This window comes from Streptomyces sp. NPDC048338, from assembly GCF_043201055.1.
Lineage (GTDB): Bacteria > Actinomycetota > Actinomycetes > Streptomycetales > Streptomycetaceae > Streptomyces.
Genome location: NZ_JBICYQ010000015.1, coordinates 1 through 15,019, shown reverse-complemented (window position 1 = coordinate 15,019; position 15,019 = coordinate 1). Strand labels below are relative to the sequence as shown.

Below are 15,019 nucleotides of genomic sequence, written 5' to 3'. Positions count from 1 at the left end.
ATGACGGCTACTACAGGTCTAGTCCAATGACCAGCCTAGCCGTGCGCGTGCCCGCCCGCATCGTGCGTGGCACTCCCCGACGGCACCGGCGCGGACGGGGCGCCCGCACCGGCCCCCGCGCCGGCACGCACCGTGAAGGCCGCCGTGCGCACCTTCCCGTCGTGCCGGAAGTCGAGGAAGAGGCGGTACGTGCCCGCGCTCGGCGCCGTCGCCGTGAACGAGACGACCGGGCCCGGACCGCCCTCGTTGGGGTGGACGTGGAGGTAGGCGAGGTCGCCGTCCCGGAGCGCGACGAGGTGGCCGTACGCACCGAGGTAGGGCTCCAGGTCCGTGACGGGACGGCCGCCCTTGGCGACGGTGAGCCGCAGCTCCCCCGGCTTGCCCGGGTCCAGCGTCCCGCCCAGGGTGACGCGGTACCCGTCCACGACGGCCGTCCGCTCGGCGGCCGGCAGCGGTCGCGGCGCGTACGCCCCCGGTACGGACAGGTCGGCGCCGAGCGTGACGCCCTCGGCCCCCTTCACCGCGGGCTTGAAGTCGGCGAACACCTTGTATCCGCCCGCCGCGGGCAGGTCGACCGGCGTCGACCAGGTCCCGTCGGCCGCCCGCACGGGGTGCAGGTGGCGATAGACCGTCAGGTCGCGGGAGGCGACGATGAAGTGGAGCTCCTTGCCGTGCTCGGTCGTGTAGGCGGTGACCTTCCGGCCGGCGCCGTCCTCGACCGCGAACCTCAGCACGCTACGGCCCACGGCCGGCCGGGGCGTCTCCAGCACCAGCGTGTAGCCGCCCTCCGACACCTGCAGACCCCCGGCCGCCGGCGCGTTCGCGGCCCCCTCGCCGTGTCCCGCGTGCGCGGCACCCTCGTCCGGTTCCGCGGGCGCCGCGTGTTCCCCGTGCGCGGCCGCCGCCGGCTCGGCCACGGGTCCGATGCCCTGGCCGACGCCGTACGCGGTCCCGAAGGTCGCGGCGAGGGCCGCAGCGAAGGCGGTGATCTTCATCCCGGTGTTCATGACAGCTCTCCCGTGCCTGGGTGACCGATCCGTGCGATGCCCTTCACCATACCCCTAGGGGGTATCAAGTCAAGGCGAGGGAGACGCTTGCGCGGAATACCGGCCGGGGGTATACATGGAGCAGACCTTGATACCCCCCAGGGGTATACAGATGATGCAGAACCGAGGAGGAACCCCATGTCCTGCTGCACCCCCGACGCCGCCCGCCCGACCACCATCGCCACCACCACCGCCACGGCCACCACCACGTACACCGTCGCCGGAATGAGCTGCGGCCACTGCAGGACCGCCGTCACCGAGGCCGTCGGCGCACTCGTCGACGTCACCTCCGTCGACGTCGACGTACCGGGCGGCCTGGTCACCGTCACCACCGGCGGCGCACCCGACGACACGGCGATCGCCGCCGCGATCGACGACGCCGGCTACACACTGACCGGCCGCGCCTGACCGCCCGGCGCCCCGCGCCCCGGAGACGAACCGCCCCGACACAGAGAGGCCCCCATGACCACCACCGCTCCCGGCGCCACCCAGGTCGAGCTCGCCATCGGCGGCATGACCTGCGCCTCCTGCGCGGCCCGCATCGAGAAGAAGCTCAACCGCATGGACGGGGTCGACGCCACCGTCAACTACGCCACCGAGAAGGCCAAGGTCACCTTCGCCACGGACGTCTCCGTCGCCGACCTCATCGCCACCGTCGAAGCCACCGGCTACACCGCGGCCGAGCCACGCACCGGAGCCCGCGCCGACGAGACCGCCGACAGGGACGACACCGACGACGAGAAGCGGGCGGACGAGGAACTGCGCCCGCTGCGGCAGCGGCTCGTCACCGCCGTCACACTCGCCGTCCCCGTCATCGCCATGGCCATGGTCCCCGCCCTCCAGATCGAGTACTGGCAGTGGCTCAGCCTCACCCTCGCCGCACCCGTCGTCGTCTACGCCGCCTGGCCCTTCCACAAGGCAGCCTGGACCAACGCCCGGCACGGCGCCGCCACGATGGACACCCTGATCTCCGTCGGCACGATCGCCGCGTTCCTCTGGTCGCTGTGGGCCCTGTTCCTCGGCACAGCGGGGACGCCGGGAATGACGCACCCCTTCGAGTTCACGATCGCCCGCACCGACGGCGCCGGGAACATCTACCTGGAGGCCGCGGCCGGCGTCACCGCCTTCATCCTGGCCGGCCGCTACTTCGAGGCCCGCTCCAAGCGCAAGGCCGGCGCCGCGCTCAAGGCACTGATGCAACTCGGCGCCAAGGAGGTCACCGTCCTGCGCGACGGCCGGGAGGTCACCGTCCCGACGACCGAACTCCAGGTCGGCACCCGCTTCCTCGTCCGCCCCGGCGAGAAGATCGCCACGGACGGCACCGTCGTCGAGGGCTCCTCCGCGGTGGACGCCTCCATGCTCACCGGCGAGTCCGTACCCGTCGAGGTCTCCGTCGGCGACACCGTCACGGGCGCCACCCTGAACGCCGGCGGCCGGCTCGTCGTCGAGGCCACCCGCGTCGGCTCCGACACCCAACTGGCCCGGATGGCCAAACTCGTCGAGGACGCCCAGAACGGCAAGGCCGCCGCCCAGCGCCTCGCCGACCGGATCTCGGCCGTCTTCGTCCCCGTCGTCATCGCCCTCGCGCTCGGCACCCTCGGCTTCTGGCTCGGCACCGGCGCCGGGCTGACCGCCGCCTTCACCGCCGCCGTCGCCGTCCTGATCATCGCCTGCCCCTGCGCCCTCGGACTCGCCACACCGACCGCCCTCATGGTCGGCACCGGCCGCGGCGCCCAGCTCGGCATCCTCATCAAGGGCCCCGAGGTCCTGGAGACGACCCGCCGCGTCGACACGATCGTCCTGGACAAGACCGGCACCGTCACCACCGGCCGGATGACACTCCTCGCCGTCCACACCGCCGACGGGATCGCGGAGACCGACGTCCTGCGCCTCGCCGGCGCCCTGGAGCACTCCTCCGAACACCCGATCGCCCAGGCCGTCGCCACCGGCGCCGCCGCCCGCGTCGGCGTTCTGCCCACCCCCGAGGACTTCGCCAACGTCCCCGGACTCGGCGTCCAGGGCGTCGTCGAGGGCCACGCCGTGCTGGTCGGCCGCGAGAAGCTGCTCGCCGAATGGGCGATGGAACTGCCCCCGGCCCTCAAGTCCGCCAAGGACGAGGCCGAGCAAGCCGGCCGGACCGCCATCGCGGTCGCCTGGGACGGTCAGGCCCGCGCGGTCCTGGAGGTCGCCGACGCCGTCAAGGAGACGAGCGCCGAAGCGATCCGCCGACTGCGCGCGCTGGGGCTGAAGCCGATCCTCCTCACCGGCGACAACGAGGCCGTCGCCCGGGCCGTCGCCGCCGAGGTCGGCATCGGCGAGGTGATCGCCGAGGTCATGCCCCAGGACAAGGTCGACGTCGTCAAGAGGCTCCAGACCGAAGGCCGCAGCGTGGCCATGGTCGGCGACGGCATCAACGACGCGGCCGCACTCGCCCAGGCCGACCTGGGACTGGCGATGGGCACGGGCACGGACGCCGCCATCGAGGCCGGCGACCTGACGCTCGTACGGGGGGACCTGCGGGCCGCGGCCGACGCGATCCGCCTCTCCCGCCGGACCCTCGGCACGATCCGCTCCAACCTCTTCTGGGCCTTCGCCTACAACATCGCCGCCCTGCCACTCGCCGCGGCCGGACTGCTCAACCCGATGATCGCGGGCGCCGCCATGGCCTTCTCCTCGGTCTTCGTGGTCGGCAACAGCCTGCGCCTGCGCGGCTTCCAGCCCACGGACAGGTGAGGGGGGTGTCGGGGGGGAGGGGGTGGCCTCGGCGGGGGGCGAGGGAGGAGGGGCTTGGGGGGTGCGGGTCCTGGCTCTTGGGGTGGGCCGGTCTTGGTTTGCTTCTGGTGGTTGGCCGCCCTCTCTCCGAGTGTGGCGGGTCACGGCGCCGCATCAAGGGCGCTCCTCGTTCCTCGTCGCGTCGCTGCGCGATGGGCTGCGCCCACCCTTGACCCGTCGCCTCCACCCGCCTTTTCACACTCGGAGGGCGGCCCGGGGAGGGGGTCCAGGGCGGGGGGCCGGTGCCTCTCGGGCGCCGTCGGCGGCCGTCTGTCTTGGGGTGGTTCAGCGCAGCCATTGAATGGGGCAGTCGGGCACGGCTTAGCGGATGCGACTCGATTCCTGGCTGGGATTCATGCCCCGCTGGTCAATGTCCGATGGGGCAAAGCCAAATCCGAGACCCCTTGGAGAGTCGACGCCTCAAGCGGGCCTCGTCCACCCGGTCCGGATCCTTCGCTGGCAAGTGGGACTCCCGAAGGACGCTAGCGCGTACATTACCCGTGGTAACTGGACGGGATATGGGACTTTACGGGTGATATCGGACTCTCGGGGGGCTTAATGTACGCCGTAGCGTCATCGGGCAGCCGATCCCGGACCGGCGATGAGACTGGTGGGACGGATGCGATCCGCACGGTCTGCCGCCCCGTGCGGCCCATGCCCCTGGCCCGTCCTAGCAATGCTGGCTGCGGATTCGGCTTCACCCCCACCGGAGAGTGACCAGCGGGGCATGAATCCCAGCCGAGAGACGAGTGGCACCCGCTAAGCCGTGCCGGGTCACCCCATTCAATGGGAGCGGGAAGCCACCCCGAAAGCCTTCGGCCGCCTACGGCGCCCAGGAAATGCGCGCCCCCCGCCTGGCCCCTCCCCGGGCCGCCCTCCGAGTGTGAAAAGGCAGCCGGGACCGGGCGGTCAAGGGTGGGCGCAGCCCATCGCGCAGCGACGCGACGAAGGAGCGCCCTTGAGGGCACGGACCCGGCTGCCACACTCGGAGAGAGGGCGGCCAACCACCAGAAACCAACCAAGACCGCCCAGCCCCAAGAGCCCAAGACCAGCACCCCCCAAGACCCGCCGACACCAAGCCCCCAGCCTCCAGCCACCGCCCCCAGACCCTCTCCCTGCTTACGATCACCCCATGCGCCCGAGCCAGCAGACCGACTCGCCCCTATCCCCCTCCCTCTCCCTCTGGTCGAGGGACTCCGTGCTCTCCATCGGGTCCGTGGGCTCCGTGCTGTCCATCGGGTCCGTCGGGTCGGTCCTGTCCATCGGGTCCGTCGGCAGCGCCCTGTCCGTCGGTTCGATCGGCTCCGCCCTCTCCTTCGCCTCAGCCGGTTCCTGGCTGAGCGTCGGTTCCGTCCTGTCCGCGCAGTCGCGCTGGTCCGTCCTGTCCTACCGATCCCGGCAGGGCCTCATGGCCGCGGGCGCGATGGCGGCCGCCGCCGGCTTCGTACTGCTCACCACCCGCGAACGCGGCGCCCGCTAGGGGCTCCCCAGCCCTCGCGCTGCCACCCCGCCTACGCCACCAGCGCGACCGCCAGTCCCGCGATCAGTGCGCTCGACAGCAGGGCCGTCACCAGTCGGCCCCGTGGTCCCGTGAGGCCTCGACCCAGGAGCGCGCCACCGCCGGCCAGGAAGAGCTGCCAGCTCGCCGAGGCGGTGACCGCGGCCAGTACGAAGGCCGTCTGGTCCACCGCGGTGGTCGGGGCTCCGGGTCCGGTGGCCAGGATCAGGGCCACGAAGTAGATCACCGTCATCGGGTTCAGGACCGTGATGCCGAGGAAGGTCAGATAGGCGCGCAGCGGGGTGAGCGGATCCTTGCCGTCGTCCCTCGTCGCGCCGTCACGGATCCGGTAGGCGCGGAGCGCCGTCCACGCGGCACGGGCCGCCAGGGCCACGAGGACCACGGCCGAGACCCAGCGCAGCGGGGTCATGACGGGCGTGAGCAGCGGCACGAGCGCCGAGCCGCCGAGGACCGCGACGAGCGCGTACAGCCCGTCGGCCGTGGCGACGCCGAGTGCCGCCCCCGCGCCCGTACGCCAGCCGGTGCGGGCGGTGACGGCCACGAGGTAGGCGCCGACCGCGCCGACCGGGATCGCGATGCCGTAGCCGGCCACCAGGCCGGCCACGAGCGCGCCGGTCACGCGACGGAGCGGATAGTGCCTTCGGGGGAGCCGGTCTGCTGCTGTCGGCGGTAGGCCGAGCCGTCCTTCGTACGGGCCAGCTGGCCGCCGATCACGAGGTAGCGGCGCAGGGCCGGGAAGTCGCCGTGGACGGTGAGCAGGGCCTCGTTGACCTCGCGCTCGGTGTAGGAGCGGGCCGGCTCGAAGAGCGACTCGGCGAGATGGTCGAGGAGCTGCTCGCGTCGGGCGGGCTTGCGAGGGATGGCCTTCAGGCGTCCGTCGGCGGCGAAGAGGTCGGCGACGAGGCGCGGTGCGGGTGGGGTGTCCATGCGCGGAAGACTGGCGTCCGGCGGCCGGTTCCGGCAACGGGTTTTCGGTCCGTCCGCCACGGCTCGCGTTCCGGTGGCCCCGGACGACCTGCGCGGCGGCAGCGAGGGCGGATCCGGACGCACCGCGGCGGCGGACCGTCGCCCCTGGGCCGGGTGGATCGTCCTGCCCCCGCACAGGAAGGCTTTCATACCCGCGCGGGGTATGGACTCGGCAGGCACGGGGAAGGGCCTCGGAAGCCGCGCTTCCGTGCGCGGGAGCGGCAGAATGCTTCTCATGACCGCCGATGAAGAGCACGCACACGACCCCGAGCTGCTCCTGCGCTGGACCTCGACGCTGCGCGCCGCGCGTGCCGGCCGCGAGGGGCCGGACCCTCTCCCGTACGGCCGGAACCTGCTGGCCCGCTGGGCCGAGCCGCAGCGGAGATACCACACGGTGGACCACCTGCGAGCGGTCCTGGACCGCATCGACGAGCTGGCCGACCTCGGGGGCGAGGGCGGGGAGTTGGAGCTCGTCAGGCTGGCCGCCTGGTTCCACGACGCGGTCTACCGCCCGGACCGCTCCGAGAACGAGGAACGCTCGGCGGTGCTGGCCGAGAAGGCCCTGACCGAGGCGGGCCTCACGGTGCACGAGGTGGCGGAGGTGGCGCGCCTGGTGCGGCTGACCGTCAGCCACGACCCGGCCGACGGCGACATCAACGGCGAGGCCCTGTGCGACGCGGACCTGGCGATCCTGGCGAGCGCTCCGGACACCTACGCGAGGTACACCGCGGCGGTCCGCGAGGAGTACGCGTTCGTCCCGGAGGACGCCTTCCGCGAGGGCCGCGCCGCGGTCCTTCGCCACCTGCTGTCGCTGCCCCGCCTCTTCCGTACGCCCTACGGTGCGGCCGCCTGGGAGTCGGCGGCCCGCGGCAACATGGAGCGTGAGTTCAAGGCCCTGACGACTCCCTGATCCCGTCCCCCATCCCGCCCGGCGCCGGGCGGGGTGGGGCTGACGCCCCCGCTGTCCACATGCCAAGACACTCCGGCCCCGGGGAATGACAGGCACAAAACCCCGGTTGACCCATGTCATGCCGTCTTTGCCTGCCGAGCCCGCCGCCGCCCCCGCCGCCACCCGCATGCCCTTGGCCGTCTACATCCTCGGCCTCTCCGTCTTCGCGCTCGGCACGAGCGAGTTCATGCTGTCCGGCCTGCTGTCGTCCATCGCCGACGACATGAACGTCTCGATCCCCCGCGCCGGCCTGCTCATCTCCGCCTTCGCCATCGGCATGGTCGTCGGCGCCCCGCTGCTCGCCGTCGCGACCCTCCGCCTCCCCCGCAAGACCACGCTCATCGCCCTGATCAGCGTCTTCGGGCTCGGCCAGGTCGCCGGCGCGCTCGCCCCGAACTACGCCGTCCTCTTCGCGTCCCGGGTGGTGAGCGCCCTCGCCTGCGCCGGGTTCTGGGCGCTCGGCGCCGCCGTCGCCATCGCGATGGTCCCGGTCGGCGCCCGGGCCAAGGCGATGGCGGTCATGATCGGCGGTCTGTCGATCGCCAACGTCCTCGGCGTCCCGGCGGGCGCCTTCCTCGGCGAGCACCTCGGCTGGCGCTCCGCGTTCTGGGCGGTGGCGCTCGCCTCCGCGATCGCACTGGTCGGCGTGGTCACCCGGATCCCGCACATCCCGCTGCCCGAGACGAAGCCCGTGCTCCGCCGCGAGCTCGTCATCTACCGCGACCGTCAGGTGCTGCTCTCGATCCTCGTCACCGCGCTCGCCGCCGGTGGCGTCTTCTGCGCCTTCTCCTACCTCGCCCCGCTGCTCACCGACGTCTCGGGGCTCGACGCGGGCTGGGTCTCCGGTGTCCTCGCGCTGTTCGGCGTCGGCGCGCTGCTCGGTACGTACATCGGCGGCCGGGTCGCCGACGCGCACCTCTTCGGGGTCCTGCTCAGCGGCATCACGGCATCGACGGTCTTCCTGGCCGGCCTGGCCCTCCTCGCCTCCAGCCCGGTGGCCACGATCACGCTGACGTTCCTGCTCGGCGTCTCGTGCTTCTACACGGCCCCGGCCCTCAACGCCCGCATGTTCAACGTGGCGGGCGCCGCGCCGACCCTCGCGGCCGCCACGACCACCGCGGCGTTCAACCTCGGCAACACCGGCGGCCCCTGGCTCGGCGGCACGGTGATCGACGCGGACCTCGGCTTCGCGGCGACGGCGTGGGCGGGAGCGGCGATGACGGTCGCGGCGCTCGGCACGGTCGTCGTGGCCCTGCGCCTTCACCGCCGGACCTCGACCAGCCACATCGTGGCCGCCTCCGCGGCCCGGCCGGAGGACCGCACCCCGTCCGCTTCCGCCTCCCACTGAGCCGGCTGCGCCCGCGCGACCCGGCCGGCGGCGTCCTACCCGGGGCGACGGGCACCGGCCCTGCCCGGTCGGCCGGGGCTACACGTCCTGGCGCGGCAGCGTCTCGCCGGGCGCCGGACGGCCCTTCGGCCGCCGCAGCCCCGCGTCGGTGATCCGGCGGACCAGCTCCTTCGATCCGATCTCGACCGCGCCGGCCGCGACGGCGTCCGCGTACCGCTCCGACGGGATGTCGTAGTGGTCGCGCTCGAAGGCGCGGGGCGGGGCGCCGATCGAGGCGGCGAAGGCGTGCAGTTCCTCGTGGGAGACGTCGCTGACCAGGTGCGACCACATGCGTCCGTGCCCGGGCCAGGTCGGCGGGTCGATGAAGAGCGTCACGTCAGTCCGCCGACCGGGGCGACGACCACGCCCGCCTTGCCGCAGACCCAGTGCGGGTCGGGGCCGAGCTCCGGTTCGACGTCCAGGGCGTGCGGGTCACCGGCGGAGCAGACCGGGCACAGCGGCCAGCGGCCGTAGCGCTCCAGCAGGGCGTCCTGGACGTCCTGGGCGACGAGACCGGCGACGTACGTGATGCCCTCGGGCCACTGCTCGGCCCACCACCGGCGGTGGGTGACCGAGTCCTCCACCATCGAGACGACCTCGGCCGCGGCCACGTCGCGAGCCGCCAGATCGGCGAGGACCAGGGCGCGGGCGGTATGGAGAGCCTGCTCCAGGGGGTCGATGTCGTCCATGCAGTCATTGTCTCCCCACTCGCCCCGGGCACGAAGGCCGTCTCCGGGTCCGAGGACGAGGGTCCTGCCGCATCCGGGCCCGAAGAGGTCTTGACGCCCCCCGCTCCCGAAAATATCTTTCAAGCGTGACCAATGACGTGAAGGAAATTTTCAACGGGGCGGGCGGCAGACCGAGTACCGCCGCCGGGGCCGTCAGCGCCCCGCCCGCGCCCGCCGCCCTCGCGGCCAAGGTGCGCACCCTCGCCCCGTCCATGACCCGCTCGATGCAGCGGGTCGCCGAAGCCGTCGCCGGCGACCCGGCCGGCTGCGCCGCCCTCACGGTCACCGGTCTCGCCGAACTCACCGGCACCAGCGAGGCGACCGTCGTCCGTACGGCCCGCCTCCTCGGCTACCCCGGCTACCGCGATCTGCGGCTCGCCCTGGCCGGCCTCGCCGCCCAGCAGCAGTCCGGCCGCGCTCCCTCCGTCACCGCCGACATCGCCGTCGACGACCCGGTCGCCGACGTGGTCGCCAAGCTGGCCTACGACGAGCAGCAGACCCTCGCCGACACGGCCGCCGGACTCGACACCGTCCAGCTCGGCGCCGCCGTCGCCGCACTGGCGACCGCCCGCCGCATCGACATCTACGGCGTCGGCGCCTCCGGTCTCGTCGCCCAGGACCTCGGCCAGAAACTGCTGCGCATCGGCCTGCTCGCGCACGCCCACAGCGACCCGCACCTCGCCGTCACCAACGCCGTACAGCTCCGCTCCGGCGACGTCGCCATCGCCATCACCCACTCCGGCTCGACCGGCGACGTCATAGAACCGCTGCGGGTCGCCTTCGACCACGGCGCCACCACGGTCGCGATCACCGGCCGCCCGGACGGGCCGGTCACGCAGTACGCCGACCACATCCTCACCACCTCCACAGCCCGCGAGAGCGAGCTGCGCCCCGCGGCCATGTCGTCCCGTACCAGCCAGCTGCTCGTCGTGGACTGCCTGTTCACCTGCGTCACCCAACGCACGTACGAGACGGCCGCCCCTGCCCTCGCGGCCTCGTACGAAGCCCTGGCCCACCGGCACTCACCGCGCACCCGCTGACGCCCCGCCCGCCGAATCCCGCACGAGACACACCCGCTGAACCCGCCGACGGCGTCAACGACGACGCCGAAGCACCGAAAGAGCCGCACCACGATGACTTCCGCGTACAGCCACCTCCAGGCGCAGCTGGCCACGCTCGCCACCGAGGCCTTCCGCCCCGAGCTGGCCGACATCGACCGGCTGCCCACCGCCGAGATCGCCGCCCTGATGAACGCCGAGGACGCCGCCGTCCCCGCCGCGGTCGCCGCCCGGCTGCCGGAGATCGCCGCCGCGATCGACGCCACCGCCGCCCGCATGGCCCGCGGCGGGCGGCTCGTCTACGCCGGCGCCGGCACCGCCGGCCGGCTCGGCGTCCTCGACGCGAGCGAGTGCCCCCCGACGTTCAACACCGACCCCTCCGAGGTCGTCGGCCTGATCGCGGGCGGGCCCTCGGCGATGGTGAAGGCGGTCGAGGGCGCGGAGGACTCCAAGGAGCTCGCCGCCGAGGACCTCGCCGCGCTCGGCCTGACCGAGCACGACACCGTGGTCGGCATCTCCGCCTCCGGCCGCACCCCGTACGCCATCGGCGCCGTCGAGCACGCCCGCGCGGCCGGGGCGCTCACGATCGGCCTGTCGTGCAACGCGGACAGCGCGCTGGCCGCCGCCGCCGAGCACGGGATCGAGGTCGTCACCGGCCCCGAACTGCTCACCGGGTCGACCCGGCTGAAAGCCGGTACGGCGCAGAAGCTGGTCCTCAACATGATCTCGACGATCACGATGATCCGGCTCGGGAAGACGTACGGGAACCTCATGGTCGACGTCCGCGCCTCCAACGAGAAGCTCCGGGCCCGCTCGCGGCGGATCGTCTCCCTCGCCACCGGCGCCCCCGACGAGCAGATCGAGACCGCCCTGGCCGCCGCGGACGGCGAGGTGAAGACCGCCATCCTGATGATCCTCGCCGACATCGATGCCAAGGCCGCCGACCAGCGCCTCACCGACTCGCAGGGCCACCTGCGCGCCGCCCTGCACGCCGACGGCGCGCGCTGAACGTCCCCCACCCCCGCACAGCAAGGCACGACCGCACCATGAGCACAGACGACAAGAACCGCGCCATCGCCGCCGCGATCCTCCCGCTCGTCGGCGGCGCGCAGAACATCGACTCCGTGGCCCACTGCATGACCCGGCTCCGGCTGGGGCTGCGCGACCGCTCGCTCGTCCAGGACGAGGCCCTCAGGGCCCTGCCGTCCGTGATGGGTGTGGTGGAGGACGACACGTACCAGATCGTCCTCGGCCCCGGGACCGTCGCCCGCGTGACCCCGGAGTTCGAGGCCCTGATCGCCGCCGCCCCGGCGCCGTCCCCCGCGCAGGCGACCGTCGGCGCCGCGGCACACGGAGCGGACGACCTCGCGGCTCAGGGCGCGGCCCTGAGGGCGGCCAGGAAGCAGCGGAACGCCACCCCCTTCAAGCTCCTCCTCCGCCGGATCGCGAACATCTTCGTCCCCCTGATCCCCGCCCTCATCGGCTGCGGCATCATCGCCGGCCTCAACGGCCTGCTGGTCAACCTCGCCTGGCTGCCGTCCGTGACGCCCGCCCTCGCCGCGATGGCGAGCGGATTCATGGCACTGATCGCGGTCTTCGTCGGCTACAACACCGCCAAGGAGTTCGGCGGCACGCCGATCCTGGGCGGCGCGGTCGCGGCGATCATCGTCTTCCCCGGCGTCGCGAAGATCGACGCCTTCGGCCAGACGCTCTCGCCCGGCCAGGGCGGTGTGCTGGGCGCGCTCGGCGCCGCGGTGCTCGCGGTGCACGTCGAGAAGTGGTGCCGCCGCTGGGTCCCGGAGTCCCTCGACGTCCTGGTGACCCCGACCCTCACCGTGCTCCTCTCCGGTCTGGTCACGATCTTCGGCCTGATGTTCGTCGCCGGCGAGATCTCGACCGCCATCGGCGACTTCGCGGACTGGCTGCTGGCGAACGCCGGCGCGGGCGCCGGCTTCGTCCTCGGCGGCCTGTTCCTGCCGCTCGTGATGCTGGGCCTGCACCAGGCCCTCATCCCCATCCACACCACGCTGATCGAACAGCAGGGGTACACCGTCCTGCTGCCGATCCTGGCGATGGCCGGCGCCGGCCAGGTCGGCGCGGCCATGGCCGTCTACCTCCGGCTGCCGCGCAACGGCTCGATCCGCCGCACCATCAGGTCGGCGCTCCCCGCGGGCTTCCTGGGCGTGGGCGAGCCGCTGATCTACGGCGTCTCGCTCCCGCTGGGCCGCCCGTTCGTGACGGCCTGCGTCGGCGGCGCGTTCGGCGGCGGCTTCGTCGGCCTGTTCAACATGCTCGGCGAGAAGGTCGGCTCCACGGCCATCGGCCCCTCGGGCTGGGCGCTCTTCCCGCTCCTCGACGGCAACAAGGGCCTCGGCGCGACGATCGCGATCTACGCCGGCGGCCTGCTGGTCGGCTACGTGGCGGGCTTCCTCGCGACGTACTTCTTCGGCTTCGGCAAGGCCCTCCTGGAGGAGTTCGACGTGGACACCGAACCGGAGACCGTCCCCGTCGCCTCGGGCACCCCGGCCGCGGGCGCACCCGAACCCGCGAAGGTCTGACACGGACCCACGAGGGCCGCCCCCGGTACGCCACCGGGGGCGGCCCTCGGCCGCGTCACCGGGCGCGGCACCCCGTTCCCCCGGGGCGAACCCGGCACACGTCACCGTCAGAAGGCGCCCCCGCGCACCTCACCGGCAGGTGACGTCGGCGGCCGGGCGCTCCCCGGTGCGGAGGAAGTCCGTCACCGCACGGTCCCCACAGGCGTTGCCGTTGCCCAGGTACATGCCGTGGCCCCCGTGGTCGACCGAGACGAGACGCGCCCGGTCGCCCAGCGCCGCCCGCATCCTCAGGCCGGCGGCGTGGGGGGTCGCCGGGTCCCGCAGGCCCTGGACCATCAGGATGTTCGACGGGCCGCGGTCGGTGATCCGGACCGGCTTCTCCACGGGTGCCTTCCAGAAGGAACACGGAGTGATGTTGGCCGGCATCCCCGCCGTGAGCGGATGCCGGACCCGGTCCGCGGCGACGGCCCGGCGATGGGCCGGGACGGACCCGGGCCACTTCACGTCGTTGCAGATGACGCCGACCGTGATGGCCGCGTCCTGGTCGGTCAGCGCCGAGTCCAGACCCGGCGGGATCACCGGCCTCACCTTCGGGTCCCGCGCCGAGGCGTCCAGGACCAGCCGGGCGAGCGCCGGGAACGCGGCGTCGCCGTAGAGGGCGTTCTGCAGCGCCTGCCGGAACACGTTGCCGGTCAGCGGCACGCCCGGGGTCGTGGACTCCCGCGGCTCCCGGTCGAGCCGCGCCGCGAGATCCAGGACCAGCGGCCTGACCTCCTCGGCCCGCTCGGCCAGACGCAGCCGCTGGTCCGGCCGGTCCCGGTCCGGGTGCACCGCCCAGGCGGCGAAGTCCGGGAACCGGTCCTCGGCCCCCTCCGCCATGTACTCCAGCCAGCCCCGCGCGACCCGCTTCGGGTCGGGGTCGCTGCTGCTGTCGAGAACAAGGCGGTCGGTGCGCTGCGGGTACTTCTGCGCGTACACGGCACCGACGTACGTCCCGTACGAGATGCCCCACGCCGAGATCCGCTCCTCTCCCAGTGCCTGCCGCAGCCGGTCCAGGTCCCGCGCCTGGTTCTCCGTGGTGAAGCTGCGCAGCCGGTCACCGCCGTTGCGCGCGCACGCCTCCGCGGTCCGGCGGGCACGGGCCACGTTCTCCTCGATCCCGCCGTCCGCCGCCGGCCAGCCGCGCAGGGTCACCAGCCGCCGGTCGCCCTCGTCGAGCCCACAGCTCGCCGTCGAACTGCCACCGACCCCCCGCGGATCGAACGCCACCAGGTCGTACGTGCCGCCGAGCTGCTCCCGCAGCGCCGCGCCCTTCTGCGACAGCCGCTTGACCCCGGAGCTGCCGGGGCCGCCGGGGATCACCATCAGGGTGCCGCGGCGCGCCGCGGGCTCCTGGCTGCGGATCCGGGACACGGCGAGGGAGAGCGTCGGGCCGCCGGGATCGGCGTAGTCCTGCGGGACGGAGAGGGTGGCGCACTCCTGGCCGAGGCCCTCGGGCCCGCAGGGCACCCAGTCGAGCCCGCCGACGGGGGCGGCGGCCCGCGCCACGGTGAGGGAGGCGGCCACGGCGGCGGCGGAGAGGGCGAGAACCAGGCTGGTGCGTGCGTAAGTCGTCATGCGCCAAGCCTTGTTGACGCACACTCACGTTCCCATCCGGCAGCCGGGACGACCCCGGGTGGGGGTATCCCCCGGGGGTGGGGGTGGCTTGGGGGGCGAGAGCGAGGCGCTTAGGGGGTGCGGGCTTGGGGTCTTGGGCTGCTGGGTCCCCGTTTACTTCTGGTGGTTGGCCGCCCTCTCTCCGAGTGTGGCGGGTTGCGGCGCCGCTTCAAGGGCGCTCCTCGTTCCTCGTCGCGTCGCTGCGCGATGGGCTTCGCCCACCCTTGACCCGTCGCCTCCACCCGCCTTTTCACACTCGGAGGGCGGCCCGGGGGATGGGTCCAGGGCGGGGGGCCGGGGGCGCGCAGCGCCGTCGGCCCGCGTCGGGTCCGGGGGTGGTTCAGCGCAGCCATTGAATGGGGCAGTCGGGCACGGCTTAG

General features: G+C 73.3%; 14 protein-coding genes. 8 read left to right on the top strand and 6 right to left on the bottom strand.

Features of this window, described 5'->3' with window-relative positions; genetic code table 11:
* Positions 1-35: 35 nt before the first annotated feature.
* Entirely contained in the window at positions 36-1,007 is a 972-nt protein-coding gene (locus tag ACGFZF_RS30445) for a hypothetical protein (protein ID WP_393559378.1), read from the bottom strand.
* Between the two features lie 177 nt (positions 1,008-1,184).
* Between ACGFZF_RS30445 and ACGFZF_RS30440 the strand changes: the two genes are divergently transcribed.
* The 3 genes from ACGFZF_RS30440 (at position 1,185) to ACGFZF_RS30430 (ending at position 5,298) form a co-directional block, all read left to right on the top strand.
* Complete coding sequence (locus ACGFZF_RS30440; protein WP_393559376.1) at positions 1,185-1,454, top strand: cation transporter; 270 nt, start codon at positions 1,185-1,187, stop codon at positions 1,452-1,454.
* Between the two features lie 54 nt (positions 1,455-1,508).
* Positions 1,509-3,779 carry a heavy metal translocating P-type ATPase gene (locus tag ACGFZF_RS30435; RefSeq protein WP_393559374.1) on the top strand — a complete coding sequence of 757 codons (2,271 nt, stop codon included), beginning with the start codon at positions 1,509-1,511 and terminating at the stop codon, positions 3,777-3,779.
* 1,171 nt (positions 3,780-4,950) lie between these two features.
* Positions 4,951-5,298 (top strand): hypothetical protein, encoded by a 348-nt coding sequence (locus ACGFZF_RS30430; RefSeq protein ID WP_393559372.1) that lies wholly within the window; start codon positions 4,951-4,953, stop codon positions 5,296-5,298.
* A 31-nt stretch (positions 5,299-5,329) separates the two neighbouring features.
* Here the strand turns inward: ACGFZF_RS30430 and ACGFZF_RS30425 are convergent, their stop codons facing one another.
* Both ACGFZF_RS30425 and ACGFZF_RS30420 read right to left on the bottom strand, forming a co-directional pair.
* Positions 5,330-5,956, bottom strand: coding sequence for a LysE family transporter (locus ACGFZF_RS30425; RefSeq protein WP_393559370.1), 627 nt, complete (start codon positions 5,954-5,956; stop codon positions 5,330-5,332).
* Complete coding sequence (locus ACGFZF_RS30420; RefSeq protein ID WP_393559368.1) at positions 5,953-6,264, bottom strand: DUF2087 domain-containing protein; 312 nt, start codon at positions 6,262-6,264, stop codon at positions 5,953-5,955. The genes ACGFZF_RS30425 and ACGFZF_RS30420 overlap by 4 nt, the downstream gene beginning before the upstream one ends.
* 274 nt (positions 6,265-6,538) lie before the next feature.
* Here ACGFZF_RS30420 and ACGFZF_RS30415 point away from each other — a divergent pair, with 274 nt between their 5' ends.
* Together ACGFZF_RS30415 and ACGFZF_RS30410 are read left to right on the top strand one after the other, a co-directional pair.
* On the top strand, positions 6,539-7,213 hold the full coding sequence (locus ACGFZF_RS30415; RefSeq protein WP_393559366.1) for a hypothetical protein: 675 nt from the start codon (positions 6,539-6,541) through the stop codon (positions 7,211-7,213).
* 166 nt (positions 7,214-7,379) lie between these two features.
* Positions 7,380-8,600 (top strand): Cmx/CmrA family chloramphenicol efflux MFS transporter, encoded by a 1,221-nt coding sequence (locus ACGFZF_RS30410; RefSeq protein WP_393559774.1) that lies wholly within the window; start codon positions 7,380-7,382, stop codon positions 8,598-8,600.
* 78 nt (positions 8,601-8,678) lie between these two features.
* On the opposite strand, the gene ACGFZF_RS30405 is transcribed toward ACGFZF_RS30410, so the two are convergent.
* The gene (locus ACGFZF_RS30405; protein ID WP_393559364.1) at positions 8,679-8,975 is read right to left on the bottom strand and encodes a DUF4031 domain-containing protein; all 297 of its coding nucleotides are present in this window, start codon (positions 8,973-8,975) and stop codon (positions 8,679-8,681) included.
* Positions 8,972-9,328: a hypothetical protein gene (locus ACGFZF_RS30400; RefSeq protein ID WP_393559362.1), complete on the bottom strand. Its 357-nt coding sequence runs from the start codon at positions 9,326-9,328 to the stop codon at positions 8,972-8,974. Before ACGFZF_RS30400 ends, ACGFZF_RS30405 begins: the two co-directional genes overlap by 4 nt.
* 125 nt (positions 9,329-9,453) lie before the next feature.
* Between ACGFZF_RS30400 and ACGFZF_RS30395 the strand changes: the two genes are divergently transcribed.
* The 3 genes from ACGFZF_RS30395 (at position 9,454) to ACGFZF_RS30385 (ending at position 12,983) form a co-directional block, all read left to right on the top strand.
* The gene (locus ACGFZF_RS30395) at positions 9,454-10,407 is read left to right on the top strand and encodes a MurR/RpiR family transcriptional regulator (RefSeq protein ID WP_393559360.1); all 954 of its coding nucleotides are present in this window, start codon (positions 9,454-9,456) and stop codon (positions 10,405-10,407) included.
* A gap of 93 nt (positions 10,408-10,500) precedes the next feature.
* Positions 10,501-11,433 carry an N-acetylmuramic acid 6-phosphate etherase gene (gene murQ, locus ACGFZF_RS30390; RefSeq protein WP_393559358.1) on the top strand — a complete coding sequence of 311 codons (933 nt, stop codon included), beginning with the start codon at positions 10,501-10,503 and terminating at the stop codon, positions 11,431-11,433.
* A gap of 38 nt (positions 11,434-11,471) precedes the next feature.
* Positions 11,472-12,983: a PTS transporter subunit EIIC gene (locus ACGFZF_RS30385; protein ID WP_393559356.1), complete on the top strand. Its 1,512-nt coding sequence runs from the start codon at positions 11,472-11,474 to the stop codon at positions 12,981-12,983.
* A gap of 129 nt (positions 12,984-13,112) precedes the next feature.
* Here the strand turns inward: ACGFZF_RS30385 and ACGFZF_RS30380 are convergent, their stop codons facing one another.
* Positions 13,113-14,600, bottom strand: coding sequence for an alpha/beta hydrolase (locus ACGFZF_RS30380; RefSeq protein WP_393559354.1), 1,488 nt, complete (start codon positions 14,598-14,600; stop codon positions 13,113-13,115).
* Positions 14,601-15,019: the final 419 nt, after the last annotated feature.